Origin of the sequence: Dryocola baronae (genome assembly GCF_051297175.1) — a bacterium.
In the GTDB taxonomy this organism is placed as follows: Bacteria; Pseudomonadota; Gammaproteobacteria; order Enterobacterales; family Enterobacteriaceae; genus Dryocola.
The window spans coordinates 4,639,079-4,663,211 of the sequence record NZ_JBINNY010000001.1 but is presented as its reverse complement, the minus strand read 5'-3'; the positions used below and the strand labels follow the sequence as shown (position 1 = coordinate 4,663,211).

At 56.8% G+C, this 24,133-nt stretch carries 24 protein-coding genes; 18 read left to right on the top strand and 6 right to left on the bottom strand.

Translation table 11 applies throughout. From position 1 onward, the window contains the following. The first annotated feature begins 126 nt into the window (after nucleotides 1–126). The 15 genes from aroK (at nucleotide 127) to ACSPHG_RS22065 (ending at nucleotide 14,133) form a co-directional block, all read left to right on the top strand. Entirely contained in the window at nucleotides 127–648 is a 522-nt protein-coding gene (aroK, locus tag ACSPHG_RS22135; RefSeq protein WP_121267467.1) for a shikimate kinase AroK, read from the top strand. Nucleotides 649–705: 57 nt separating this feature from the next. Continuing rightward, nucleotides 706–1,794 carry a 3-dehydroquinate synthase gene (gene aroB / locus ACSPHG_RS22130; protein ID WP_435955621.1) on the top strand — a complete coding sequence of 363 codons (1,089 nt, stop codon included), beginning with the start codon at nucleotides 706–708 and terminating at the stop codon, nucleotides 1,792–1,794. Between the two features lie 98 nt (nucleotides 1,795–1,892). Continuing rightward, on the top strand, nucleotides 1,893–3,209 hold the full coding sequence (gene damX / locus ACSPHG_RS22125; protein ID WP_435955620.1) for a cell division protein DamX: 1,317 nt from the start codon (nucleotides 1,893–1,895) through the stop codon (nucleotides 3,207–3,209). A gap of 64 nt (nucleotides 3,210–3,273) precedes the next feature. Next, nucleotides 3,274–4,089 carry an adenine-specific DNA-methyltransferase gene (gene dam / locus ACSPHG_RS22120; protein ID WP_435955619.1) on the top strand — a complete coding sequence of 272 codons (816 nt, stop codon included), beginning with the start codon at nucleotides 3,274–3,276 and terminating at the stop codon, nucleotides 4,087–4,089. A 44-nt stretch (nucleotides 4,090–4,133) separates the two neighbouring features. Continuing rightward, the gene (gene rpe, locus ACSPHG_RS22115; protein ID WP_435955618.1) at nucleotides 4,134–4,811 is read left to right on the top strand and encodes a ribulose-phosphate 3-epimerase; all 678 of its coding nucleotides are present in this window, start codon (nucleotides 4,134–4,136) and stop codon (nucleotides 4,809–4,811) included. Then, on the top strand, nucleotides 4,804–5,517 hold the full coding sequence (locus ACSPHG_RS22110; protein ID WP_435955617.1) for a phosphoglycolate phosphatase: 714 nt from the start codon (nucleotides 4,804–4,806) through the stop codon (nucleotides 5,515–5,517). The genes rpe and ACSPHG_RS22110 overlap by 8 nt, the downstream gene beginning before the upstream one ends. Beyond that, nucleotides 5,510–6,514: a tryptophan--tRNA ligase gene (gene trpS, locus ACSPHG_RS22105; protein WP_435955616.1), complete on the top strand. Its 1,005-nt coding sequence runs from the start codon at nucleotides 5,510–5,512 to the stop codon at nucleotides 6,512–6,514. The genes ACSPHG_RS22110 and trpS overlap by 8 nt, the downstream gene beginning before the upstream one ends. Nucleotides 6,515–6,656: 142 nt before the next feature. Continuing rightward, on the top strand, nucleotides 6,657–7,559 hold the full coding sequence (gene yhfZ, locus ACSPHG_RS22100) for a GntR family transcriptional regulator YhfZ (RefSeq protein WP_435955615.1): 903 nt from the start codon (nucleotides 6,657–6,659) through the stop codon (nucleotides 7,557–7,559). Nucleotides 7,560–7,580: 21 nt separating this feature from the next. Beyond that, nucleotides 7,581–7,937 carry a PRD domain-containing protein gene (locus ACSPHG_RS22095; RefSeq protein ID WP_435955614.1) on the top strand — a complete coding sequence of 119 codons (357 nt, stop codon included), beginning with the start codon at nucleotides 7,581–7,583 and terminating at the stop codon, nucleotides 7,935–7,937. 94 nt (nucleotides 7,938–8,031) lie between these two features. After that, nucleotides 8,032–9,207, top strand: coding sequence for a YhfX family PLP-dependent enzyme (locus tag ACSPHG_RS22090; RefSeq protein WP_435955613.1), 1,176 nt, complete (start codon nucleotides 8,032–8,034; stop codon nucleotides 9,205–9,207). Continuing rightward, a complete protein-coding gene (locus ACSPHG_RS22085; protein WP_435955612.1) occupies nucleotides 9,200–10,435 on the top strand; it encodes a phosphopentomutase in 1,236 nt (411 codons plus the stop codon). The genes ACSPHG_RS22090 and ACSPHG_RS22085 overlap by 8 nt, the downstream gene beginning before the upstream one ends. Continuing rightward, entirely contained in the window at nucleotides 10,428–11,318 is an 891-nt protein-coding gene (locus tag ACSPHG_RS22080) for a phosphotriesterase-related protein (protein WP_435955611.1), read from the top strand. Before ACSPHG_RS22085 ends, ACSPHG_RS22080 begins: the two co-directional genes overlap by 8 nt. A gap of 9 nt (nucleotides 11,319–11,327) precedes the next feature. Then, nucleotides 11,328–11,681 carry a DUF2620 domain-containing protein gene (locus ACSPHG_RS22075; protein ID WP_435955610.1) on the top strand — a complete coding sequence of 118 codons (354 nt, stop codon included), beginning with the start codon at nucleotides 11,328–11,330 and terminating at the stop codon, nucleotides 11,679–11,681. Between the two features lie 10 nt (nucleotides 11,682–11,691). Next, nucleotides 11,692–12,993, top strand: a complete 1,302-nt coding sequence (locus ACSPHG_RS22070; protein WP_435955609.1) for a YhfT family protein — start codon at nucleotides 11,692–11,694, stop codon at nucleotides 12,991–12,993. A 54-nt stretch (nucleotides 12,994–13,047) separates the two neighbouring features. Then, a complete protein-coding gene (locus ACSPHG_RS22065; RefSeq protein WP_435955608.1) occupies nucleotides 13,048–14,133 on the top strand; it encodes an aminotransferase class V-fold PLP-dependent enzyme in 1,086 nt (361 codons plus the stop codon). A gap of 51 nt (nucleotides 14,134–14,184) precedes the next feature. Here ACSPHG_RS22065 and ACSPHG_RS22060 read toward each other — a convergent pair whose 3' ends face one another. The 5 genes from ACSPHG_RS22060 to nirB form a co-directional block, all read right to left on the bottom strand. Further along, on the bottom strand, nucleotides 14,185–14,352 hold the full coding sequence (locus ACSPHG_RS22060; RefSeq protein WP_435955607.1) for a YhfL family protein: 168 nt from the start codon (nucleotides 14,350–14,352) through the stop codon (nucleotides 14,185–14,187). A gap of 190 nt (nucleotides 14,353–14,542) precedes the next feature. Beyond that, nucleotides 14,543–15,916, bottom strand: coding sequence for a siroheme synthase CysG (gene cysG / locus ACSPHG_RS22055; protein WP_435955606.1), 1,374 nt, complete (start codon nucleotides 15,914–15,916; stop codon nucleotides 14,543–14,545). A 13-nt stretch (nucleotides 15,917–15,929) separates the two neighbouring features. After that, nucleotides 15,930–16,736, bottom strand: a complete 807-nt coding sequence (nirC, locus tag ACSPHG_RS22050; protein ID WP_435955605.1) for a nitrite transporter NirC — start codon at nucleotides 16,734–16,736, stop codon at nucleotides 15,930–15,932. A 162-nt stretch (nucleotides 16,737–16,898) separates the two neighbouring features. Next, nucleotides 16,899–17,225 (bottom strand): nitrite reductase small subunit NirD, encoded by a 327-nt coding sequence (gene nirD / locus ACSPHG_RS22045; protein WP_435955604.1) that lies wholly within the window; start codon nucleotides 17,223–17,225, stop codon nucleotides 16,899–16,901. Further along, nucleotides 17,222–19,771 carry a nitrite reductase large subunit NirB gene (gene nirB / locus ACSPHG_RS22040; RefSeq protein ID WP_435955603.1) on the bottom strand — a complete coding sequence of 850 codons (2,550 nt, stop codon included), beginning with the start codon at nucleotides 19,769–19,771 and terminating at the stop codon, nucleotides 17,222–17,224. Before nirB ends, nirD begins: the two co-directional genes overlap by 4 nt. A gap of 227 nt (nucleotides 19,772–19,998) precedes the next feature. Here nirB and ACSPHG_RS22035 point away from each other — a divergent pair, with 227 nt between their 5' ends. Then, the gene (locus tag ACSPHG_RS22035) at nucleotides 19,999–21,294 is read left to right on the top strand and encodes a cytosine deaminase (protein WP_435955602.1); all 1,296 of its coding nucleotides are present in this window, start codon (nucleotides 19,999–20,001) and stop codon (nucleotides 21,292–21,294) included. Nucleotides 21,295–21,350: 56 nt separating this feature from the next. On the opposite strand, the gene tsgA is transcribed toward ACSPHG_RS22035, so the two are convergent. After that, entirely contained in the window at nucleotides 21,351–22,538 is a 1,188-nt protein-coding gene (gene tsgA / locus ACSPHG_RS22030; protein WP_435955601.1) for an MFS transporter TsgA, read from the bottom strand. 280 nt (nucleotides 22,539–22,818) lie between these two features. Here tsgA and ppiA point away from each other — a divergent pair, with 280 nt between their 5' ends. Further along, on the top strand, nucleotides 22,819–23,391 hold the full coding sequence (ppiA, locus tag ACSPHG_RS22025; RefSeq protein ID WP_435955600.1) for a peptidylprolyl isomerase A: 573 nt from the start codon (nucleotides 22,819–22,821) through the stop codon (nucleotides 23,389–23,391). 107 nt (nucleotides 23,392–23,498) lie between these two features. Next, entirely contained in the window at nucleotides 23,499–24,101 is a 603-nt protein-coding gene (locus ACSPHG_RS22020; RefSeq protein ID WP_435955599.1) for a putative adenosine monophosphate-protein transferase Fic, read from the top strand. Nucleotides 24,102–24,133: the final 32 nt, after the last annotated feature.

Below are 24,133 nucleotides of genomic sequence, written 5' to 3'. Positions count from 1 at the left end.
GTGTTGAGATAATTTTTAGTCTGACTCTCGCACTATCGCTTATGAGGTTTCAGTTCATGTCCCGCCGCAGCAGGTTGTTACCGGGTGGGTTTATCATCAACGAATTGTCTTAGTAGTACCGAAAAAATGGCAGAGAAACGCAATATCTTTCTGGTTGGGCCTATGGGTGCCGGCAAAAGCACTATTGGGCGTCAGTTAGCTCAGCAACTCAATATGGAATTTTTCGATTCTGATCAAGAGATTGAGAAACGTACCGGAGCTGATGTGGGCTGGGTATTCGACGTTGAAGGCGAAGAAGGCTTCCGCGATCGCGAAGAAAAAATCATTAACGAACTCACTGAAAAACAGGGCATTGTGCTGGCGACTGGTGGCGGCTCTGTGAAGTCTCGCGAAACCCGTAACCGTCTCTCGGCCCGTGGCGTTGTGGTGTATCTTGAAACCACAATTGAAAAGCAGCTTGCTCGCACTCAGCGCGATAAAAAGCGCCCGTTGCTGCAGGTTGAAACGCCACCGCGTGAAGTTCTTGAGGCCCTGGCACAAGAACGCAATCCTCTTTACGAAGAGATTGCCGATGTGACGATTCGTACTGACGACCAAAGTGCCAAAGTGGTTGCTAACCAGATTATTCATATGTTGGAAAGCAACTGATTCTGGTTTAATCGAGAAACGCCTGCGGGCAAAGCTTCTTAAGGTGGACTTCGCGTTATGGAGAGGTTAGCTGTTACTCTCGGGGAACGTAGTTACCCTATCACCATCGCTGCCGGGTTATTTAATGACTCGGCGTCCTTTTGGCCGCTGAAAGCTGGCGACCAGACGATGCTGGTAACCAACGAGACCCTTGCGCCACTTTACCTTGATAAGGTTCGTGGTTTGCTTGAGCAAGCGGGCGTTAAAGTCGATTGCGTCATCCTTCCGGATGGCGAAAAATTCAAAAGTCTGGCTGTACTCGATACCGTCTTTACGGCTCTGCTGGAAAAACCGCACGGTCGCGACACAACGCTTATTGCCCTTGGCGGCGGCGTGATTGGCGATCTGACCGGTTTTGCAGCGGCGAGCTATCAGCGTGGCGTACGCTTTATTCAGGTTCCGACCACTTTGCTTTCGCAGGTGGACTCCTCCGTTGGCGGCAAAACGGCCGTTAACCATCCTCTCGGTAAAAATATGATTGGCGCGTTCTACCAGCCGGCTTCGGTGGTGGTGGATCTCGACTGTCTTAGCACGTTACCGAAACGAGAGCTGGCATCGGGCCTGGCTGAAGTTATTAAATACGGCATTATTCTCGACGCGGCGTTCTTTAGCTGGCTTGAGGATAATCTCGATGCATTACTGGCTCTTGACGGTAAAGCGATGGCTTACTGTATTCGCCGTTGTTGTGAGCTGAAGGCCGAAGTTGTTGCAGCCGACGAGCGCGAAAGCGGCTTACGTGCTTTACTCAATCTGGGCCATACCTTTGGTCACGCGATTGAAGCCGAAATGGGCTATGGCAATTGGCTGCACGGCGAAGCGGTATCTGCCGGTATGGTCATGGCCGCTCGTACCGCGTTTCGTTTGGGGCAATTCAGTGAAGCCGATGTCGAGCGCGTGATCGCGTTGTTACAGCGTGCCGGGCTGCCCGTTACCGGGCCGCAGGAAATGTCAGCAGACGCGTATATGCCCCACATGATGCGCGACAAGAAAGTCTTGGCTGGTGAGCTGCGCCTTGTGCTGCCGCTGGCTATCGGGAAGAGTGAAGTCCGTGGCGGAGTTCCACACAATATCGTTCTGTCCGCCATTGCTGATTGTCAGCAGGCTTAATTATTAGAAATGATTGGTCGCCGCAGTCGGGCGATTTATAACTTCGGGTGATGTGCAAAGTTCGTATCGCTGGCATAAGCCTTTGAGTGGGGTGTTAAATGGATGAATTCAAACCGGAAGACGAGCTGAAACCCGATCTCAGCGATCGTCGTCGGGATCGTTCTCGCAACTCTGACGAGTTCGATAAAGAACCGCAGATTAACGTCGACGATGTCGATCTTGATGCTGATGAGCCTCGTACCTCGCGCTCGCGTCGTCCTCGCGACGAAGAAGAGGAGTACGAAGGCGATGACGGCATGAAGGTTGAAGCCGCCGAGCGTCGTCCGGCTCGCGGTCGAAAAGCCCCAAGACAGAAAGTCCCAGTCTCACGTCAGCATTTGATGATGGGCATTGGCATTCTGGTTCTGTTGCTGCTGGTCATTGGTATTGGTTCCGCGCTCAAGTCGCCTTCAACCGATACCGAAACGGCAAACAAAAATCCAAACGCCGAGAAGAATATCGATCTGTCCGGTGCTAACGATACGGCTAATCAGGCTAACGGCGCGCAGCCGCAGCCGGGCGAATCAAACGTTGCTAATCAAACCGCTAATGCGGGCGCACAGCCGCAGGAAGTGAACCTACCGCCGATTTCCTCAACCCCAACTGAAGCACAAGCGCAGCCAACGCCAGAAGGCCAGCAGCGCGTGGAAGTTCCGGGCGATCTGAATAACGCGCTTACCCAGCAGCAGGGCCAAATCGATAACGCAGCGAGCGGTTCTACGCTGCCGACTCAGCCTGCAACGGTTGCTCGTATCGCGGGGAGCAATGTGGCCTCGGAGCCTGCTAAAACGACGGCAAACGCTGCGCCAAAAAGCGAGCCTGTCCGTCAGCCAGCCGCTCGTCAGGAACGCAAGCACGCGGTGATTGAGCCACAAAAAACTCAGCCAGCGCAGGCTAAGCCACAGGCCACGGCAAAAACCCCTGTTGCAGAGCCGAAACCTGTAACCACCGCAAAACGCAGCGAGCCTGCGGTAAGCGCGCCGGTTAAGGAACCCGTTAAAGCACCAGCGGCAACACCTGCGCCGAAAGCCGCAGCCCCTGCCGCCACCGCCAGCACCGCTGCTCCTGCAGCAGGTGGCGCTACCGTTACCGGTGATGCCAGCGCTATCAAAGGCGCGCCGGGCAGCCATTACACGCTGCAGCTTAGCTCCTCTTCCAACTCGGCGAATCTGAACGCCTGGGCGAAGAAAGAGAATCTGCAACACTACATGGTTTACCAGACTGTGCGTAACGGTCAGCCGTGGTATGTGCTGGTTAGCGGCGTATACGCCAGCAAAGACGAGGCGAAACGTGCCGTTTCAACTCTGCCAGCTGACGTGCAAGCGAAGAATCCTTGGGCAAAACCCATTCATCAGGTTCAGTCCGATCTGAAGTGATGAACAAGCGCAGTCGCTGTCGGAACCTTTCCACAGCTGGAGAAGGTGTAAATAGTTAGACAGCATGAAAAAAAATCGCGCTTTTCTGAAATGGGCAGGGGGGAAATACCCCCTGCTTGACGACATAAAGAAGTACCTGCCGGAAGGTGATTGTCTGATTGAGCCGTTTGTTGGCGCAGGCTCCGTCTTTCTTAACACTGACTATTCACGCTATATTCTCGCGGATATCAACAGCGATCTGATTAACCTGTACAACATTGTCAAAGCGCGAACCGACGAGTATGTTCAGGAAGCCCGCGGCCTGTTTACGCCCGAGCTTAACGACAGCGAAGCGTTTTACCGTTTTCGCCTTGAGTTTAATCAGTGCAACGATGCTTTTCGTCGTGCGGTGCTGTTTTTATACCTCAATCGCCATTGTTACAACGGCCTTTGCCGTTATAACCTGCGCGGTGAATTCAACGTGCCGTTTGGCCGCTACAGCAAGCCCTACTTCCCGGAAGAGGAGCTGTACCATTTTGCCGAGCGTGCGCAACAGGCCACTTTTGTCTGCCAGTCGTATGATATCAGCATGACCGACGTGGCCGCAGGCTCGGTGGTGTACTGCGATCCGCCGTATGCCCCGTTGTCCGCCACGGCGAATTTCACGGCTTACCATACCGACAGCTTCAGCATGGTGCAGCAACAGCATCTGGCCGAGCTTGCGGAAAGTTTGCAGGGAAACCGTATCCCGGTGCTGATTTCAAACCATGATACCGAGCTTACCCGGTTGTGGTATCAGCAGGCGAAGCTGCACAAGCTGCAGGTAAGACGCAGCATCAGCAGAAATGGCGGAACGCGTAACAAGGTGGACGAACTGCTGGCGCTCTATGGCGTAGCCTGAGCACTTTCGTTCGCCTCAAAAATAAAAAACTATTGGAGAAGCGGATGAAACAGTATTTGATCGCCCCCTCAATCCTGTCTGCCGATTTTGCCCGCCTGGGTGAAGACACGGCCAAAGTGTTGGCCGCAGGTAGCGACGTCGTCCATTTCGATGTTATGGATAACCATTATGTTCCCAACCTGACTATCGGGCCGATGGTGCTGAAATCACTGCGTGATTACGGCATCACCGCGCCCATTGACGTGCATCTGATGGTCAAGCCCGTCGACCGCATCATCCCGGATTTCGCCGAGGCGGGTGCCAGCATCATCACCTTCCACCCTGAAGCATCCGAGCACGTCGACCGTTCCCTGCAGCTGATTAAAGAGCACGGCTGTAAGGCAGGGCTGGTGTTTAACCCGGCCACGTCGCTAAGCTGGCTCGATCACGTGATGGACAAGCTGGACGTCATTTTGCTGATGTCCGTTAACCCGGGCTTTGGCGGGCAATCGTTTATTCCCCATACGCTGGAAAAGCTGCGTCAGGTGCGTGAACGCATCGATGCTTCCGGCTACGACATTCGTCTTGAAGTCGATGGCGGCGTTAAAGTTGATAATATTGCGGAGATTGCCGCGGCGGGCGCGGACATGTTTGTCGCCGGTTCGGCTATCTTCAGTCAGCCTGATTATAAAACAGTCATCGACCGTATGCGCGATGAGCTGGCAAAGGTAAGTCATGGATAAGTTTGAAAAAATTCGCGGCGTCGCGTTTGATTTAGACGGCACGCTGGTTGATACCGCGCTCGGCCTGTCTCAGGCAATGGATCAGGCGCTCTACGCGCTTGAGCTGCCAACGGCGGGTGAAGAAAACGTTGAGAAGTGGATCGGCAACGGTGCGGACGTGCTGGTGCAGCGCGCGCTGACCTGGGCATTAAAAGGCCAGGAGCCGCGCTTCGACCAGTGCCTGATGGCCCGTAAACTGTTCGACCGCTACTATGCGCAAACGGTCGATGAAGGCAGCTTCCTGTTCCCGCACGTGGCTAGCACGCTGGCGGCGCTCGCGGAAAAAGGCCTGCCGCTTGGGCTGGTGACCAACAAGCCAACGCCGTTCGTCATGCCGCTGCTTGAAAAACTGGGCATCGCGCAGTATTTCCAGGTCGTTATCGGTGGCGATGATGTCGAAAACAAGAAGCCGCACCCCGAGCCGCTGTTCAAGGTTATGGAAACCCTGAATCTGAGCGCCGAAGAGTTGCTGTTTGTGGGCGATTCCCGCAATGATATTCTTGCCGCCCAGGCTGCCGGCTGCCCGAGCGTGGGTATGACCTACGGTTACAACTATGGTGAAGCCATTGAGCTGAGCAAACCGGACGTCGTGTTTGAAAAGTTCAGTGACTTATTGCCCGCTCTTGGGCTCCCTTGCAAAGAAAATCAGGAATCAGAACATGAGTAAACCCATCGTTTTTAGCGGCGCGCAGCCTTCAGGTGAATTAACCATCGGTAACTACATGGGTGCGCTGCGTCAGTGGGTTCACATGCAGGACGATTACCACTGCATCTATTGCATCGTTGACCAGCACGCGATCACCGTGCGTCAGGATGCGAACGCGCTGCGTAAAGCCACGCTTGATACTCTGGCGCTGTACCTGGCCTGCGGGATCGACCCGGAAAAAAGCACCATTTTCGTTCAGTCCCACGTGCCTGAACACGCGCAGCTGAGCTGGGTGTTGAACTGCTACACCTATTTCGGCGAGCTGAGCCGCATGACCCAGTTCAAAGACAAATCCTCTCGCTACGCCGAGAACATCAACGCCGGTCTGTTTGACTATCCGGTGCTGATGGCCGCCGATATCCTTCTGTACCAGACCAACCTGGTGCCGGTTGGCGAAGACCAGAAGCAGCACCTGGAGCTGAGCCGCGATATCGCCGCGCGCTTCAACGCGCTGTATGGCGACGTGTTCAAAGTGCCGGAGCCGTTTATTCCTAAGTCCGGCGCGCGCGTGATGTCCCTGCTCGAGCCGACCAAAAAAATGTCCAAATCTGACGATAACCGCAACAACGTTATCGGCCTGCTGGAAGACCCGAAAGCGGTCGTTAAAAAGCTCAAACGCGCGGTGACCGATTCCGACGAGCCGCCTGTCGTGCGTTACGACGTGGCGAACAAAGCTGGGGTTTCCAACCTGCTGGATATCATGGCGGGCGTGACCGGTAAAACTATCGCCGAGCTTGAGCAGCACTTTGAAGGCAAGATGTACGGCCACCTGAAGGGCGACGTTGCCGACGCGGTTTCCGGCATGCTGGTTGAGCTTCAGGAGCGCTACTATCGCTTCCGTAATGACGAAGCCTTCCTCCAGCAGGTGATGAAAGACGGCGCTGAGAAAGCCCGCTCTCACGCCAGCGCGACGCTGAAAAAAGTCTACGAAGTCATTGGGTTCGTTCCACATCCATAATCTCCTCCTTCGCTAGCTACCGACCCGCCTCCACGGCGGGTTTTTTCTTTTTGTGACGCCATTCTCCTTTTGCATCTTCCCCGTTTGCCATTTATATTCATTTTTATGAAGATATATCCGTTCAATAAAATGAAGATTAACTATGAGCCGTAGCTTTATCAAAAAAGAAGGTGTCGCCCAGGCCAGCCTGGCGCGCTATTTGCTGGGCGAGAAAAGCGGTAACAGATTGAAAACCATTGACGAGCTGGCGACCGAATGCCGCTTCTCCGTGGGATTGATTCAGGCGGCGTTGAAAACGCTGGAAAAAGCCGGGGCCGTAACGGTCGAACGTCGCGGGCGCAACGGCAGCTACCTTGTCAGTATGGATAACAAAGCCCTATTGGCGTTTGCGGATATCGGCACCGTAGTCTGTGCCATGCCCTTGCCCTACACCCGTCTGTACGAAGGTTTAGCGAGCGGGCTCAAGGCGCAGTTCGACGGCATCCCGTTTTATTACGCCCATATGCGCGGCTCGGATGTCCGCGTGGAATGCCTGCTCAACGGCGTTTACGACCTGGCGGTGGTTTCCCGCCTGGCGGCGAAAAGTTATCTCGATAAAGACGATGTGTGCATGGCGCTGGAGCTTGGCCCGCACACCTACGTCGGTGAACATAAACTGATTTGTCGTGCGGGCGAGCAGCAAATCAAGCGGGTGGGCATCGACCCGCGCTCGGCGGACCAGCGCATCATGACGGACGTTTATTTCTCCGAAAAGCCGGTTGAGCTGCTCGACGTGCCGTACCACGAGTGTTTGCACCGCATCGCCAAAGGCGATATCGACGCGGTGATCTGGAACGTCACCAACGAGATCGATCTCGAATCTCACGGCCTGGTAGCTAAATCGCTGACCGACGACGTGCGCTTTACGGATGCTTCAGAAGCGGTGGTGTTGACCCGAGCCGACGATATCCCCATCCAGCAGCTGCTGCGCACGGTGGTGAATAAAACCGAATTGTTAGCCCATCAGCAGCGCGTGCTGGCGGGGCTTCAGGAACCAAGTTACTGAAAATTTTCAAGAGGTAAGGCAATGGAAGACAGACTAAACCTGCTGTGTGACGCAGGGATTATCGATAAGGATATCTGTGACGGCATGCTGGTCGTCGTCACGCAGCTCGAAACCGTGTGGCAGCTGCCGGTGCGCAATGAGCAGGGTGAGATGGCGATTACCCATATGGCGAACGCGCTGATGCGCAGCCGCCGTGGCGAAGAAGTCGGCCCGCTGGATGAAGATCTTCTGCAAGAGATTGTGACCTCCGAGGCCTGGCCGCATCTGCAGCCGATCCACCAGGCGCTGCTTGCTCCGTTTGACGTGCAGCTTCATCCCAACGAGGAAGGCTACCTGCTGGCGAACCTCTTTAGCCTGTGGATGGTCAGCAAAGGCTAAATGATGCGTTGGGCGTGAATGATATCGCCTTAAATATTCAAAAAAATGATGATTTAGGATTTTAATCATCAGCATGGAGTCGAGAGGCAAGGGCATGTTTATAAAAGCACTCAAGGCGCAAAACCCGGCACTGATTCAGGCGGCACGCAAGCTTTGGCAGCAGGGCGACATTCTGCCGGACACCTACGTCATCGACGTTGACCGGGTGATGGAAAACGGCCGTCGTCTGCTGGAAGTGGCGCAGCGCTACGGCATCACGCTGTATCTGATGACCAAACAGCTGGGGCGAAATCCTCTGCTTGCGAAGAAGCTTATCGAACTGGGCTTCCACGGCACGGTAGCGGTGGACTTCAAAGAGGCGCGCACGCTGCGCAATGCCGATGTGCTGGTTTCCCACGTTGGCCATCTGGTGCAGGTGCCGAAAAGCCAGGTGGCGGAAAGCGTCATGTCGCCAACGGAAATGATCACCGTTTTCTCGCTGGAAAAAGCGCGGGAAATCTCCGCTGCGGCGCAGGCGGCGGGGCGAGTTCAGCCCATCATGCTCAAAATTTTCGACGAGCAGGACAGGCTTTATCCCGGTCAGGAAGCCGGTTTCCCGCTTTCCGTGCTGGATGAGGTGGTGAACGTTCTGCGCACGCTTCCCGGTATCAAACTCGCGGGGCTGACCCACTTCCCCTGCCTGTTGTGGGATGAGGCGCAGCAGCAAACCCTGCCGACGCCGAACCTGCGCACGCTGTTACAGGCACGCGATCGTTTAGCGGCGCAGGGCATTGAGATTGAGCAGGTGAACGCGCCCTCCGCCTCGAGTTGCAGCACGTTACCGCTGCTCGCCGAGCACGGCGTAACCCACGCGGAGCCGGGGCACGCGCTAACTGGCACCATTCCGGCCAACCAGCACGGCGACCAGCCCGAAGGCATCGCCATGCTGTATCTCACCGAGGTTTCCCATCAGTTTCAGGGCAATAGCTACTGTTTTGGCGGCGGCTACTACCGCCGTGGGCACGCGCAAAACGCGCTGGTTTATCCGCAGCAGGGCAGCGAAGCCGTCGCGGCCAGCCTGTTGCCCGTCGACGACAGCAGCATCGACTATCACATCCCGCTGGCCGGTGAATTCCCCGTGGGCAGCCCGGTGGTGATGTGCTTCCGCACCCAGGTTTTTGTAACGCGCAGCGACGTCGCGCTGGTTTCCGGTATCGCTTCCGGGGAGCCGGTGCTCGAAGCGCTGTATGACAGTCTCGGTAACCCCATCTCAGGAGGTCTACGTGAGTAAGTTTGTGGTCGTGGTGGTAGACAGTTTTGGCGTGGGCGCGATGGACGACGTGCCGCAGGTGCGCCCTCAGGATATCGGCGCAAACACCTGCGGGCATATTCTGGCCCAGTATCCGCAGCTGCGTTTGCCCGTGCTGGAAAAGCTCGGCCTGATGAACGCGCTTGGCTTTGAAGTGGGTGCGATGAAAGCCTCCGCCAGCGCGGCCTACGGCACCGCCGAGCTGCAGCACGAAGGGGGCGACACCTTCATGGGGCATCAGGAAATTCTCGGCACCTTCCCGAAGGCTCCGCTGCGCATGCCGTTTTCAGCGGTGATTGACGAGGTGGAGCAGGCGCTGCTGGCGGACGGCTGGCAGGTGGAGCGCATCGGCCACGAATTGCAGTACCTGTGGGTGAACCAGGCGGTTGCGGTTGGCGACAATCTCGAAGCCGATCTTGGACAAGTATTTAATATCAGCGCCAATCTTGCCGCTATCTCTTTCGAAGAGGTGCGAAATATTGGCGAAATCGTCCGTCGTTGCGTTCAGGTTGGCCGCGTAATCGCTTTCGGCGGCGTGCTGGAAAGCAGCCAGAAAATCCAGGATGCCGCCGAAGAAAAGCAGGGGATTTACGTCGGCATTAACGCCCCGCGTTCCGGCGTTTATAAGAACGGTTTCCAGGTTGTGCACATGGGCTTTGGCGTTGATGCCACCGTTCAGGTGCCGCAGAAGCTGCACGAATCGGGCATTAAAACGGTGCTGGTAGGCAAAGTGGCGGATATCGCCATCAACCCGCACGGCGTGAGCTACCAGAACCTCGTCGACAGCCAGCGCATCATGGACATCACCCTGGAAGAGGTGAACAGGCCGGGCGACGCGTTTATCTGCACCAACATCCAGGAAACCGATCTCGCCGGGCACGCGCAGGACGCGGAGCGCTACGCCGAGCGGCTCCAGCTCGTGGACGAAAATCTTGACCGCCTGATGCAGGCCCTGACCCCCGGCGATTGCCTGGTGGTGATGGCGGATCACGGCAACGACCCGACCATCGGGCACAGCAAGCACACGCGTGAAAACGTGCCGCTGCTGGTCTGGCAGCCGGGCATCGCTCCGGCGCAGCTTGGCCTAAGAAAAACGCTCTCTGACGTGGGCGCAACGGTGTGCGACTACTTCAACGCCGCCGCGCCGCAGAACGGGACTTCATTCCTTTCGCAGTTAACTACCGCTGAAACCGGAGGCCATCATGACTGAGCAAACGCATATTGACGCGTCGGGCTACACCTACGCCCACGAGCATCTGCATATCGACCTGTCGTCATTCAAAAACAACGTTGACTGCCGCCTGGATTGCTACGAGCTGATTCGCGACGAGATGACGTCGCTGTATGCCCAGGGCGTGCGCAACATCATTGAAATGACCAACCGCTATATGGGGCGTAACCCGCAGTTTATGCTCGATATTATGCGCGATACCGGCATGAACGTGGTGGCCTGCACCGGCTATTACCAGCATGATTTCTTCCCGGCCCATGTCGCTACCACAAGCGTTGAGAAGCTGGCAAAAGAGATGATCGATGAAATTGAAATCGGCATCGACGGCACCGGGCTGAAGGCGGGCATTATTGCGGAAATCGGCTCAAGCGTTGACGTTATCACCGACGTTGAGGCGAAGGTATTTGCCGCCGCCGCGCTGGCGCACCGGGAAACCGGCCGCCCGATCTCTACACATACCTCGTTTAGCACGATGGGCCTTGAGCAGCTGGCGCTGCTGAAAAAGCACGGCGTGGATCTCTCACGCGTTGTCGTCGGCCACTGCGACCTGAAGGACAACCTCGACAACATTCTGCGGATGATTGACCAGGGCGCCTACGTCCAGTTCGATACCATCGGCAAAAACAACTATTACCCGGACGAAAAGCGCGTGGCGATGCTGCAAGAAATTGCCGGTCGCGGCCTGCTCGACCACGTCATGCTCTCCATGGACATTACCCGTCGTTCCCATCTGAAAGCCAATGGCGGCCTCGGCTTCGACTATTTGCTGACAACGTTTGTGCCTTTGTTGCAGGAGGCTGGCTTCACTCAGGCCGACGTTGATTTGATGTTACGTGACAACCCCTCTGTCTTCTTTAAATAAGGATTTCCCATGAAAAAGATTGGTGTTGCTGGCTTACAGCGCGAACTCATTAAAAAAACTATCGAAACCGCCGCTCCGGGCTGCTTTGAAGTGTTCATTTATAACGATATGGAAGCCGCGATGAAGGTGAAGTCCGGCCAGCTCGACTACTACATCGGCGCCTGTAATACCGGTGCCGGTGCGGCGCTGTCCATTGCCATTGCGGTGATTGGCTACAACAAGAGCGGCACCATTGCCAAGCCGGGCATTAAGGCGAAGGACGAGCAGATCGCCAAAATGGTCGCGGACGGCAAAATCGCCTTTGGCCTGTCGGTTGAGCATATCGAACATGCCATCCCGATGCTGATTGCCCATTTAAAGTAAAGGCAGCGCTATGGATTTCTATATTCAAATTTTGGTGGTGGCCTGCCTGACCGGGATGACCGCGCTGCTGGCACATAAGTCGGCGGCGGTGTTCCACGACGGTATACGCCCGATCCTGCCGCAGCTCATTGAAGGCAATATGAACCGCCGCGAGGCGGGGAGCATCGCGTTTGGTCTGAGCATTGGCTTTGTGGCCTCGGTGGGCATTTCCTTCACCCTGAAAACCGGCCTGCTGAACAGCTGGCTGCTGTTTTTGCCTACCGATATTCTGGGCGTGCTGGCCTTTAACGGCGCGATGGCGTTCGGCCTGGGGGCAATCTGGGGCGTTCTGATCCTCACCTGTCTGCTGCCGGTAAACCATCTACTGACGGCGCTGCCGGTCGACGTGCTGGGCTCGCTCGGCGAGCTAAGTTCTCCCGTGGTTTCAGCGTTCGCGCTGTTCCCGCTGGTCGCCATTTTCTATCAGTTTGGCTGGAAGAATAGCCTGTTCGCCGCGGTTGTCGTGCTGATGACGCGCGTGCTTATCGTGCGCTACTTCCCGCATCTGAACCCTGAATCCATCGAGATTTTCGTCGGCATGGTAATGCTGCTGGGCATTGCGATTACTCAGGATCACCGTACGCGGGGTGAACGCGACGACGACGGCGGAAGCTCGGTCTTTGAGGAGCGCACTTCGCGCATCATCAAAAACCTGCCGTATATCGCCATCGTGGGCGGCCTGATTGCCACCGTTGCCAGCATGAAGATTTTCGCCGGTTCTGAAGTCTCCATCTTCACGCTGGAAAAGGCCTATACCGCAGGGCTGGATCCCGCCCAGTCGCAAACGCTGATCAACCAGGCGGCGCTGGCTGAATTTATGCGTGGCTTAGGCTTCGTGCCGATGATCGCCACCACGGCGCTGGCAACCGGTGTATATGCCGTAGCCGGTTTCACCTTCGTGTTTGCCGCAGGTTATCTGATCTCCAACCCGCTGATCGCGTTCTTCGTCGGCGCGGCGGTGATTTCCGCCGAGGTGCTGCTGCTGCGCTCCATCGGCAAATGGCTGGGCCGCTATCCTTCCGTGCGCAACGCTTCGGACAACATCCGTAACGCGATGAACATGCTGATGGAAATGGCGCTGCTGGTCGGCTCCATCTTCGCGGCTATCAAAATGGCGGGCTACACCGGCTTCACCATCGCCGCGGCGCTCTACTTCCTGAACGAATCGCTGGGCCGTCCGGTGCAGAAGATGGCTTCTCCGGTCGTAGCGGTGCTGATCACCGGCTTCGTGCTCAACATTCTCTTCTACTGCGGCCTGTTCGTTCCGGTCTGATCCTGACAGATGCCTGCCGCGCACCCTGCGGCAGGCTTTCATGGAGTAAACATTGTGAAAACCTGGCCTTTGCAAAGCCTGACGATGGAGCAGGCGCAGCACAAACAGTTCCAGCTGGTCGATATCATCTGCCGCCATTTCCCCGGCAGCGACTTCCTGAGCGGCGGTGACTTTGGCCTGGTGCCCGGTCTTAACCAGCCGCAGATGACCCAGCGAGTAGAGGCGGTGATTGCCGACTTCTTTTCCGCCCCGGCAGCCGCGCTGGTGCAGGGCGCTGGCACCGGCGCGATTCGCAGCGGGCTTGCCGCGCTACTTGTGGCGGGCAACAGTTTGCTGATTCACGATGCGCCGCTTTATCCCACCACCGCCGTTATCGCTGAACAGATGGGCCTGCGGCTTATCCGCGCCGATTTCAATCAGCTGGACGAGGTGAGCAAGGCGATTGAGCTGCATCGCCCACGGGCCGCGCTGATTCAGCATACCCGCCAGAAGCTGGACGACGCCTATTCGCTGCACGAGGTTATCGGCTGCTTTAACCACTACGACCTGCCGTCATTGACGGACGATAACTACGCGGTGATGAAGGTTGAGCGGATTGGCAACGAATGCGGCGCGACGCTGTCGACGTTTTCCTGCTTCAAGCTTTTCGGGCCGCCGGGCGTGGGCGTGGTCGTCGGTGATAAAGACGCGGTAAGCGCGGTGCGCAAAAGCATGTATTCGGGCGGCAGCCAGGTGCAGGGCGGCCAGGCGATGGAAGCGCTGCGCGGGTTGGTATTTGCGCCAGTCATGCACGCGGTGCAGGCCCAGGTTAACGACAGCCTGGTGGAAGAGCTGAAAGGCGGCGCGATCCCGCAGGTGAAGCGCGCGTTTATCGCCAACGCCCAGTCGAAGGTTCTGCTGGTTGAGTTTCATCGCCCGATAGCGCAACAGGTGCTGGACGCGGCGCACCGGCTAGGCGCTTTGCCTTATCCTGTAGGGGCTGAGTCGAAGTACGAAATCCCGCCGCTGTTTTACCGGGTGTCCGGCACCTTCCGCCAGTCCGATCCTACTCTTGAAGATCGCATGATCCGCATTAATCCAAATCGTAGCGGGGCGCAGACGGTATTACGTATATTGCGTGAGAGCTGTTCTGATTTATAAAAAAATGCCCTCGCGAACGAGGGCATTAATATGACTTCCGACTTTTCAATATTACTTGTCGGTTGGGCCGCAGCCGCCGATGATTTTAGAAATTGAAATCGCAGGATGTAATAAGTAGTCGTAGCTACAATCTTTGCTTTTGTTTTCAATGTGACCGGTGCACGCGGTCAGGCTGGATAATACAACTACAACAGAAGCAATTTTAAAGAACTTGATCATTGATATTCCCTATCATAAATATTACGGACTTATTTAGCTTTTCAAACGAGGCGGCTAAGTATAGGGCGAGCGAATAACATTGCTAAGTCCGGATTAAGACAGGTGTCGTCCGTAATAAAAGTTGCTTATTGTTTAGTTATAAAAAAGCCCGCACATAATAATGTGCGGGCTTCTTGAATATTAAATTGATTTAGTGATTCGAAAACCAGTTCAGCTTATCGCGCAGCGCAACGACGCGGCCGACGATAATCAGCGACGGGCTTTGCACCTGCGTCGCCAGCTTGCCTAACTCGCTGAGCGCCCCGCTCACCACGCGCTGCTTAACGGCGGTGCCGTTTTCCACCAGCGCCACCGGCATATCGGCTGGCATACCGTGAGCGATCAGGTTTTCCTGAATGGCCGACGCCTGGTTCAGGCCCATATAAAACACCAGCGTCTGTTTTTCTGCCGCAAGGCTTGGCCAGTCCAGCTCGCCGCCGGTTTTCAGGTGGCCGGTGACCAGGCGTACGCTTTGCGCGTAGTCGCGGTGGGTTAACGGAATGCCGGAATAGGCGGAGCAGCCGGATGCCGCGGTAATGCCCGGCACGACGGAGAAAGGAATGCCGCCGCTGCACAGGGTTTCCAGCTCTTCGCCGCCGCGCCCGAAGATAAAGGGATCGCCGCCTTTCAGGCGCACCACGCGTTTGCCTTTCTGGGCTTCGCGCAGCAGGATTTGGTTAATTTCTTCCTGCGGTACGCAGTGGAAGCCCGCGCGCTTGCCGACAAACACGCGATCGGCGTCGCGGCGCACCAGGTTCATGATGTCGTCTGACACCAGCCTGTCGTAAACCACCACGTCCGCCTGCTGAATCTGCTGTAGCCCTTTGAGGGTTAGCAGCCCGGCATCGCCCGGCCCCGCGCCCACCAGCACCACTTCGCCACGGTTATCCAGCGGGGCGGAGAACAGCGATTCGGTTTCCTGGTCGATGGCCTTCTGGTCTTCGTTTGCCAGGTACTGCGCGAGGCGGTCGTTGGTGAAGAACTTTTCCCAGAAACGGCGGCGTTCGCCCATGGTGGCAAACTTCGCTTTCACGCGGCCGCGCAGCGTGCCCGCGTAACCGGCGATTTTACCTAAATGCAGCGGCAGAATGGATTCGAGCTTTTCGCGCAGCAGGCGGGCCAGCACCGGAGAGGTGCCGCCGGAAGAGACGGCCACCATCAGCGGCGAACGGTCGATAATCGACGGCATGATAAAGCTGGCCTGCTTCGGCGCATCGACCACGTTGCAGAAAATACGGCGGGATTCGCACGTATCGCTGACTAACTGATTCACCGCGTCGTCGTCGGTGGCGGCAATCGCGAGCCAGCTAACGTCGAGCAGTGAAGGGGAGAATTCGCCCTTTTCAAGGGTGAGCATGCCCTGTTCAGCCCAGGCGATAAACTGCGGGGTGAATTCCAGGGCATTAACGGTGACGCGAGCACCTGCCTCCATCAATAAACGTGCTTTACGTTCTGCGACATCGCCACCGCCAACCAGCAGGCAGGCGCGATCTCGTAGCTGACAAAATATAGGCAGGTGATCCACGGTAAATCCTCAATTATTGACGTGCGGCCTCGGGTACCGCGATACGCTCAGGCTGTGGGCGGTCGGCTTTCGGCGTAGCATACCAATAACCCAGACCCATGAATACCGCGCCGGAAAGGGTATTACCCAGCGTTACCCACAGCAGGTTGTGACCGATGCCAGCAAGCGTGTAGGCCTCGCTGTGATGGCCAAACCAGGAGAGGGCGAACAGCGTCATATTGGCAACGGAGTGCTCGTAGCCGGAGGCGATAAACGCCAGCAGGCACCACCAGATAGCGATGAACTTTGCCGCGCCTTCGGTACGGATTGCCATCCAGATCGCCAGACAAACCAGCCAGTTACACAGCGCGCCCTTAAAGAACAGCGTCATCGCCGGTGCGGTGGTTTTTGCCAGCGCCACGGTGTGAATGAGGCTGGTGTCTACCGGCAGCAGGCTACCGCCGCCCCAGCAGTACAGAAGTGCGACAAACACTGAGCCAATAAGGTTGCCCAGCCAGGTTTGCGGCAGAATAGCCCACATCTGGCCGTGGGAAATCGTACCGGCCTTCACGCCGAAGGTCAGGAACATGGTGTGGCCGGTGAACAGCTCGGAACCGGCGATAATCACAAGCGTCAGGGCAATCCCGAAGGTCGCCCCCATCACCAGCGGACGCACGGACGGGTCGAGAAGATTACCAAGGGTGAAGATCAGGATGATGCCAAGGCCAACGTACGCCCCGGCCATGGCAGAACTGACCCAAAAGCCGAATGGATTGTTTCTCGACAGACGGGCAATGCGCGCGGCATTCGCCGCACATTTATTAATAGTATCGGTGAACATTTTTGTTATCCCAACAAATTGAAAGAAAAGTAAAAAATTAAGAAAAGAATGTGTTTTTCACCCTCACCCAATCCCTCACCAGTTAGGAGAGGGATTGTCCGGAGAAGCCTTTTTGACTTTCTCCCTCTCCTGGGGGAGAGGGCCGGGGTGAGGGTGGTTTTATTAGGCTTTTATCTGAACCATGCCGTCCTGCACGCGCGCGGCAAAATGCGCGACGGAGCGGCTTTCATCTTCCAGGCACAGCCCGTCACGCAGGCGGAAGCGCTGTTTTTTCAGCGGGCTGGCAACCCACAGTTCGTTCTGGTGTTCGGCGATAAGCCCGCGTGACAGCACGCTTGCCCCGAAGAACGGGTCGATATTGCTGATGGCGTAAACCTGCTCGTCGTTACGCGGGCGGAAAATCGCCACCTGCTGGTTGCCCAGCAGCGCGCAAACGCCGGTTGCTGGCAGGATGTCGTTTAGCTGACAAACGGTGGTCCACTGGCTCATACGATCTCCTCCGCTTCTACCAGGGTGACGGGAATGCGCTCGTACGGCGTGGCCGGACGATGCTGCTGGCGCTCGGGCACAATCTGCACGTTCGGATCGCGCTGCGGGCTGTTGATAAAGTGCTTGAAGCGTACCTGGGCTTCCGGCGTGTTCACCGTTTCGGTCCACTCGCAGATCACTTTCTCGCGCAGGCGCGACAGCTCCGCTTCGAGCTGGTCGTTCAGGCCGAGCTTATCTTCGATAATGACTTTCTTCAGATAATCGATGCCGCCTTCGAGGTTTTCCAGCCACACGGAGGTACGCGTCAGCTTATCGGCGGTGCGGATGTAGAACATCATGAAGCGGTCGAGGTACTTCACCAGGGTTTCCTGGTCGAGGTCGGCCGCCAGCAGATCCGCATGGCGCGGCTTCATGCCGCCGTTGCCGCAGACGTAGAGGTTCCAGCCTTTCTCGGTGGCGATGATACCCACGTCTTTGCCCTGCGCTTCCGCACATTCACGGGTACAGCCGGACACGCCGAACTTCATTTTGTGTGGGGTGCGGATGCCTTTGTAACGATTTTCCAGCTCGACGCCGAAGCCCACGCTGTCGCCCACGCCGTAGCGGCACCAGGTGCTGCCGACGCAGGTTTTCGCCATGCGCAGCGCTTTGGCGTAGGCGTGGCCGGTTTCGAAACCGGCTTCAATCAGCTGACGCCAGATTTCCGGCAGGTCGTCTTTCTGCGCGCCGAACAGGCCGATGCGCTGGGAGCCGGTGATCTTGGTATAGAGGTTGTATTCGCGGGCGATGCGGCCAACTTCCATCAGGCCTTCCGGCGTGATTTCGCCGCCGGCGGAGCGCGGGATCACCGAGTAGGTGCCGTCTTTCTGGATGTTGCCGAGGAAGTTGTCGTTGGTGTCCTGCAACGGCGTGTGCTGAGGTTCCAGCACGTAGTCGTTCCAGCAGGAGGCGAGCAGGGAGCCGACGGTAGGTTTACAGACTTCACAGCCGTAGCCCTTGCCGTATTTGGTCAGCAGCTCGTCGAAGGATTTGATGCCCTCCACGCGGATGAGGTGGTACAGCTCCTGGCGAGAGAAGGCGAAGTGCTCGCACAGGTTGTTGTTCACTTCGATGCCCTGTTTCGCCAGTTCGGCGTTGAGCACCTGGGTCACCAGCGGAATACAGCCGCCGCAGCCGGTTCCGGCTTTGGTTTCGGCTTTCAGCATCGCCACGGTGTGGCAGCCGCCGTTGATGGCTTTCACCAGATCGCCTTTGGTGACGTCGAAGCAGGAGCAGATTTGCGCGCTGTCCGGCAGCTTGTCGACGCCGATGGACGGTTTGCCGCTGCCCGCATGCGCAGGCAGGATCAGCGAATCCGGGTTTTCCGGCAGTTCGATGGCGTTTAGCACCAGCTGCAGCAGGTTGCCGTAGTCGCTGGTATCGCCAACCAGCACCGCGCCCAGCAGGGTTTTGTTGTCTTCGCTAACCACCAGGCGTTTGTAGACTTCTTTGCTTTCGTCCAGATAAACGTAGCTGCGCGCCTTTGGCGTGCGGCCGTGCGCGTCGCCAATCCCGCCAACGTCCACGCCCAGCAGCTTCAGCTTGGCGCTCATGTCCGCGCCTTCGAAGGCGTTTTCGCTGCCTAACAGGTGGTCGGCCGTAACCTGCGCCATTTTGTAGCCGGGGGCGACGAGGCCGAACACGCGGTTGTTCCAGCTTGCGCATTCGCCGATGGCGTAGATGTCCGGGTCAGACGTCTGACAGCTGTCGTTGATCACGATGCCGCCACGGCTTGCCGTCGCCAGGCCGCACTGGGTTGCCAGCTTGTCGCGCGGGCGGATGCCGGTTGAGAAGACGATAAAGTCGATTTCCAGCTCGCTGCCGTCGGCAAAGCGCATGGTTTTACGCGCCTCGGTGCCTTCCTGAACGATTTCCTGGGTGTTCTTGCTGGTGTGCACGCGCACGCCCATGCTTTCGATTTTATTGCGGAGCTGTTCGCCGCCCATGCGGTCGAGCTGCTCGGCCATCAGCATCGGTGCGAATTCGATAACGTGCGTTTCCACGCCGAGGTTTTTGAGCGCGCCAGCCGCTTCCAGACCGAGCAGGCCACCGCCCACCACGGCACCACGCTTGCTGCGACGCGCGCAGGCTTCGATGGCGTTGAGGTCTTCAATGGTGCGGTAGACGAAGCAGTCCTGGGTTTCGGAGCCTTTGATTGGCGGGATCCACGGGTAGGAGCCTGTCGCCATCACCAGCTTGTCGTAATACACGGTGCGGCCGGTATTCGAGTGGATGACTTTTTCCTGGCGGTTAATGGTGATGGCGCGTTCGCCAACCAGCACGTTTACGCCGTGCTTCTCGTAGAAGCCGTCGCGGACCAGGGATAATTCTTCAGCGGTATGGTGGGAAAAATAGGAAGAGAGATGCACGCGGTCGTAGGCTTTGCGCGGCTCTTCACAAAAGACGGTAATCTCAAACTGGCCTGGCTGGGCTTTATCAAGTAAGTCCTCGATAAAGCGATGGCCGACCATGCCATTACCGATAATTGCGATTCTGACTTTGCTCATAATTGCCTCAATTTCTTTTCTATTACCGCCTACCTTAACGATTCAGCAAGGGCGATTATTGATGCAAATCAATTACACCTTTATATACCCATTAAGGGGTATATGATTGATTTAAGAGGATTTTTATAAGTGACGGAATTGGTTGGTTTTTCATCATTGGTAGAAATTCGGCTACTAAAGGAAGGAGTGTGCTATGAAGTAAGGAAACCCTGCGCATCGGAGAGAAAATGAGTCACGAAACGCTGCAACAGATCCAAAACGTTCGCCTGGCCGGTCGCCCGGGCTTCTGGCAAATCGCTATTGCGGACGGACGCATCAAGAAGATTTCGCCGATGGGCGAAACGCAGCGGGAAAGCGAGCGAGTGCTCGACGGGCGCGGCGGGCTGGCGATAGCGCCGTTTATCGAGCCGCATATCCATCTGGACACCACGCAAACCGCCGGGCAGCCGAGCTGGAACCAGTCCGGTACGCTGTTTGAAGGCATCGAACGCTGGGCCGAACGCAAGGCGTTGCTTAACCATGAAGACGTGAAGCAGCGCGCGTGGCAGACGCTGAAATGGCAGATAGCCAACGGTATTCAGTATGTGCGTACCCATGTGGATGTTTCCGATCCGTCGCTGACCGCCCTGAAAGCGATGCTTGAGGTGAGGCAGGAGGTTGCGCCCTGGGTCGAGCTACAGATAGTCGCCTTCCCACAGGAGGGGATTCTTTCCTATCCGAACGGTGAGGCTTTGCTGGAAGAGGCGCTTCGGCTGGGCGCTGACGTGGTCGGCGCAATCCCGCATTTCGAATTCACCCGCGAGTACGGCGTCGAGTCGCTGCACAAAACCTTCGCGCTGGCGCAGAAATATGGCCGCCGCGTGGACGTTCACTGCGATGAAATCGACGACGAGCAGTCGCGCTTTGTCGAAACCGTTGCCGCGCTGGCGCATCGTGACGGCATCGGCGATCGCGTTACCGCCAGCCACACCACGGCGATGCACTCCTACAACGGCGCTTACACCTCGCGCCTGTTCCGCCTGTTGAAGCTGTCCGGCATTAACTTTGTCGCTAACCCGCTGGTGAATATCCATCTGCAGGGGCGGTTCGATGATTACCCCAAACGGCGCGGCGTGACCCGCGTAAAAGAGCTGCTGGAGGCGGGGATAAACGTCTGCTTCGGTCACGACGATGTGTTTGACCCGTGGTATCCGCTGGGCACCGCGAACATGCTGCAGGTGCTGCATATGGGGCTGCACGTCTGCCAGATGATGGGCTATCAGCAAATCGACGAAGGCCTGAAGCTGATTACGGAAAACGGCGCGCGGACGTTTGGCGTGCAGGAGTACGGTATCGAAGAAGGGAAGCCTGCGAATCTTATCATTCTGCCAGCGGAAAGCGGGTTTGATGCGGTGCGGCGTCAAGTGCCGGTGCGCTGGTCGGTGCGCGAGGGAAGGGTGATTGCGACGACGCAGCTTTCGCAAACCTGGGTGATGCTGGGCGAAGCGGAAGAGATTAAGTACGCCGGGCCTTCTCCTCGTTAAAGCCTGTTTTGTAAGGCGGGTAAGCGAAGCGCCACCCGCCGCTACTCAACGGGAACTTAGTGAGCCGCTGCCGCCGCGTTATGCTGGCGGTGTTTGGTCACCAGACCGAGCACCACGCACATCACGAAGACCACCGCGTACAGGCCGTTTGCGGTTTGCAGCGCCGCGTGCGGGCCGCTGTGGGCAACGATCGGGCCGGTCACCACGAAGGTCAGCATGGTGCCGATGGTGCCGCAGGTCAGCACGAAGTTAACCAGCTTCGGCGAGGCGATTTTGGTTTGCAGAGAGCCAAGCGTAATGATGGTGGTGTAAATCGCGCTGGAGAAGAAGCCCAGGGCCAGGATAAACCACGCCAGGTGTGCAGGTTCGCCGGTGTTGAACAGATACATCAGCACGGTTGCCGCGCCCGCGAGCACCATCAGAATGCGCTGCAGATCGAAGAAACGCAGCACGAAGCTGAATACCCACATCCCCACCATGTACGACATCCAGAAGTCACTGACCAGCTTGCCCGCGTCGTTGAGGTTCATGCCGATGCTTTTCGCATACTCAGGCACCCAGGAGATGAAGCCCAGCTGGCCAAGAATGTAGCAAAGCGCCGCGATGGACAGGAACAGCACGCCGATGCCCCATTTTTCTTTCGCGACGGGCGCAGTTTCGTCTTTCTTCGCGTGTTTGCCCAGCGCCGGGAATTCGCAGCCCAGGGTCAGCAGGAAGATGGCGACGTACACGAGGCCGATGCAGACGTAGACCCAGTACCAGTTGATGCTGCGCGCCAGCAGAATTGCGGCCACCATCGGGAAGATCATCCCGGCCATGCTGAAGAAGGAGTCGGTGAACAGCAGGCGTGAACCGCGCTGACGGCCTTCGTACATGTGGGTGATAAGGAAAGTACCGATCGACATGGTGATCCCGCTTACCAGACCCAGAACGAACATGGAGGCGGAGAAGATCATCAGGTTATGGCCCAGGATAAGCCCGGCTACGGCCAGCACCATCAGCAGGAATCCAAAACGCAGCTGGGTTTTCAGCGGCACGATTTCCATCAGCCAGGCGTTCAGGAAAATTGAGATCAGGATGCCCGCGTTCAGGAAGGTGAAGGTGTTACTCATGCTGGAAACCGGCAGTTGGAAGTACTCTGCGATGTTCCCCATCACCATCCCGGTGACAATCACCAACGCACCGGTCAGGGCGTAGGAGAAAAAGCTGATCCATAGCAGCTTGGTACGATTGCTGTTAGTCATATCTTGCCTGTGAATAGAAGTGTAAAGCGCGTTGACAGCGCTGTGGGCGAGTGAATTTTATCCGTGAATGTGATCGATTTAAACATTCATTGTAATTATGTTTGGATATTACCTTTCGTTTCATGAATCAGCTCACATATTTCAACCTGTAAAATAGATTCATTCATGCAAGTTATTGATTTCCCGAAAAGTAAAAAACGGTAAAGGGCTGGCGCAGTTAGCCCCTCCTCTTTACAATCTAGCAACTTGCTTCACTCACTGCCTTCGTAAGGAATTCCTGATGCTCAAATCGACTCTGGCGGCTGTTGCAGCTGTGTTCGCCATCTCGGCCATTTCTCCTGCTGCACTGGCGGCAAGCGGTGACCCCCATGTTCTTCTGACCACCTCCGCCGGTAATATTGAGCTTGAATTAAACAGTCAAAAAGCTCCCGTATCGGTGAAGAACTTCGTTGATTACGTCAACAGCGGCTTCTACAACAACACCACCTTCCACCGCGTGATCCCGGGCTTTATGATTCAGGGCGGCGGCTTTACGGAAGATATGAACCAGAAGCAGCCAAACCCACCGATTAAAAACGAAGCGGATAACGGCCTGCGTAACACCCGTGGCACCGTTTCTATGGCGCGCACCGCCGACAAAGACAGCGCGACCAGCCAGTTCTTTATCAACGTGGCGGACAACGCCTTCCTCGATCACGGCCAGCGCGACTTCGGCTATGCGGTATTTGGTAAAGTTGTGAAAGGCATGGACGTAGCGGACAAGATCTCCCAGGTTCAGTCCCACGACGTCGGCCCATACCAGAATGTTCCATCAAAACCGATAGTTATCCTCTCCGCGAAAGTCCTGCCATAATTTCCTGCGCGCGGGTTGTTGCAGCCCGCGCTCTGCCCGCTTCCCGGCAGCTGTGCAGAATGCTGCTTATACTTGTGGCAAAACAGTGACGCATTAAGGGAGGCGATATGGGCAAGAAACTCACCGAAAAGCAAAAAATCCGTCTGTGGGAACAGCTGCGTGGCCGTTCGTTTGAGGCCAGCTGCCGGCTCGACGTGCTTGAGCCTCACGCGCAGGATGAGCTTTTCGCAAAGCGAGCAGCGGCCATTGAGCTTGGCCCGCTGCACCGTGGCCTTCCGTGGCTGTGCTCCATCCATCAGCAGCTATTCCAGGATGCCTACGACTGGGCCGGTGAGCTGCGCGAGGTGGATATTTCGCGCGGCGACACCCGCTTCTGCCATTTCGAGTACATCGAAAACGAAGGCAACGATCTGATGCAGGAGCTGGAGGACGAGCATTATCTTGCCGAGCTGCCCAAAGCCGAGTTTATCGAGCGTCTGGCGCACTATTACTGCGAAATCAACGTCCTGCATCCGTTCTTTGTCGGCAGCGGCCGGGCGCAGCGCGTGTTCTTCGAACAGCTGGCGATTCACGCGGGCTACGTGCTGGACTGGAGCGTCGTCGATCCGCAGGCGTGGCAGGCGGCAAATCAGGCCGGCGCGCTGGGCGATCTGGCACCTCTTATTGAGATATTCACTAAAGTGGTGAGCGAAGCGCGGGAAAGCGAATAGAATAGCGCGGTTCTTTTTCTGCCGGAGCCGCC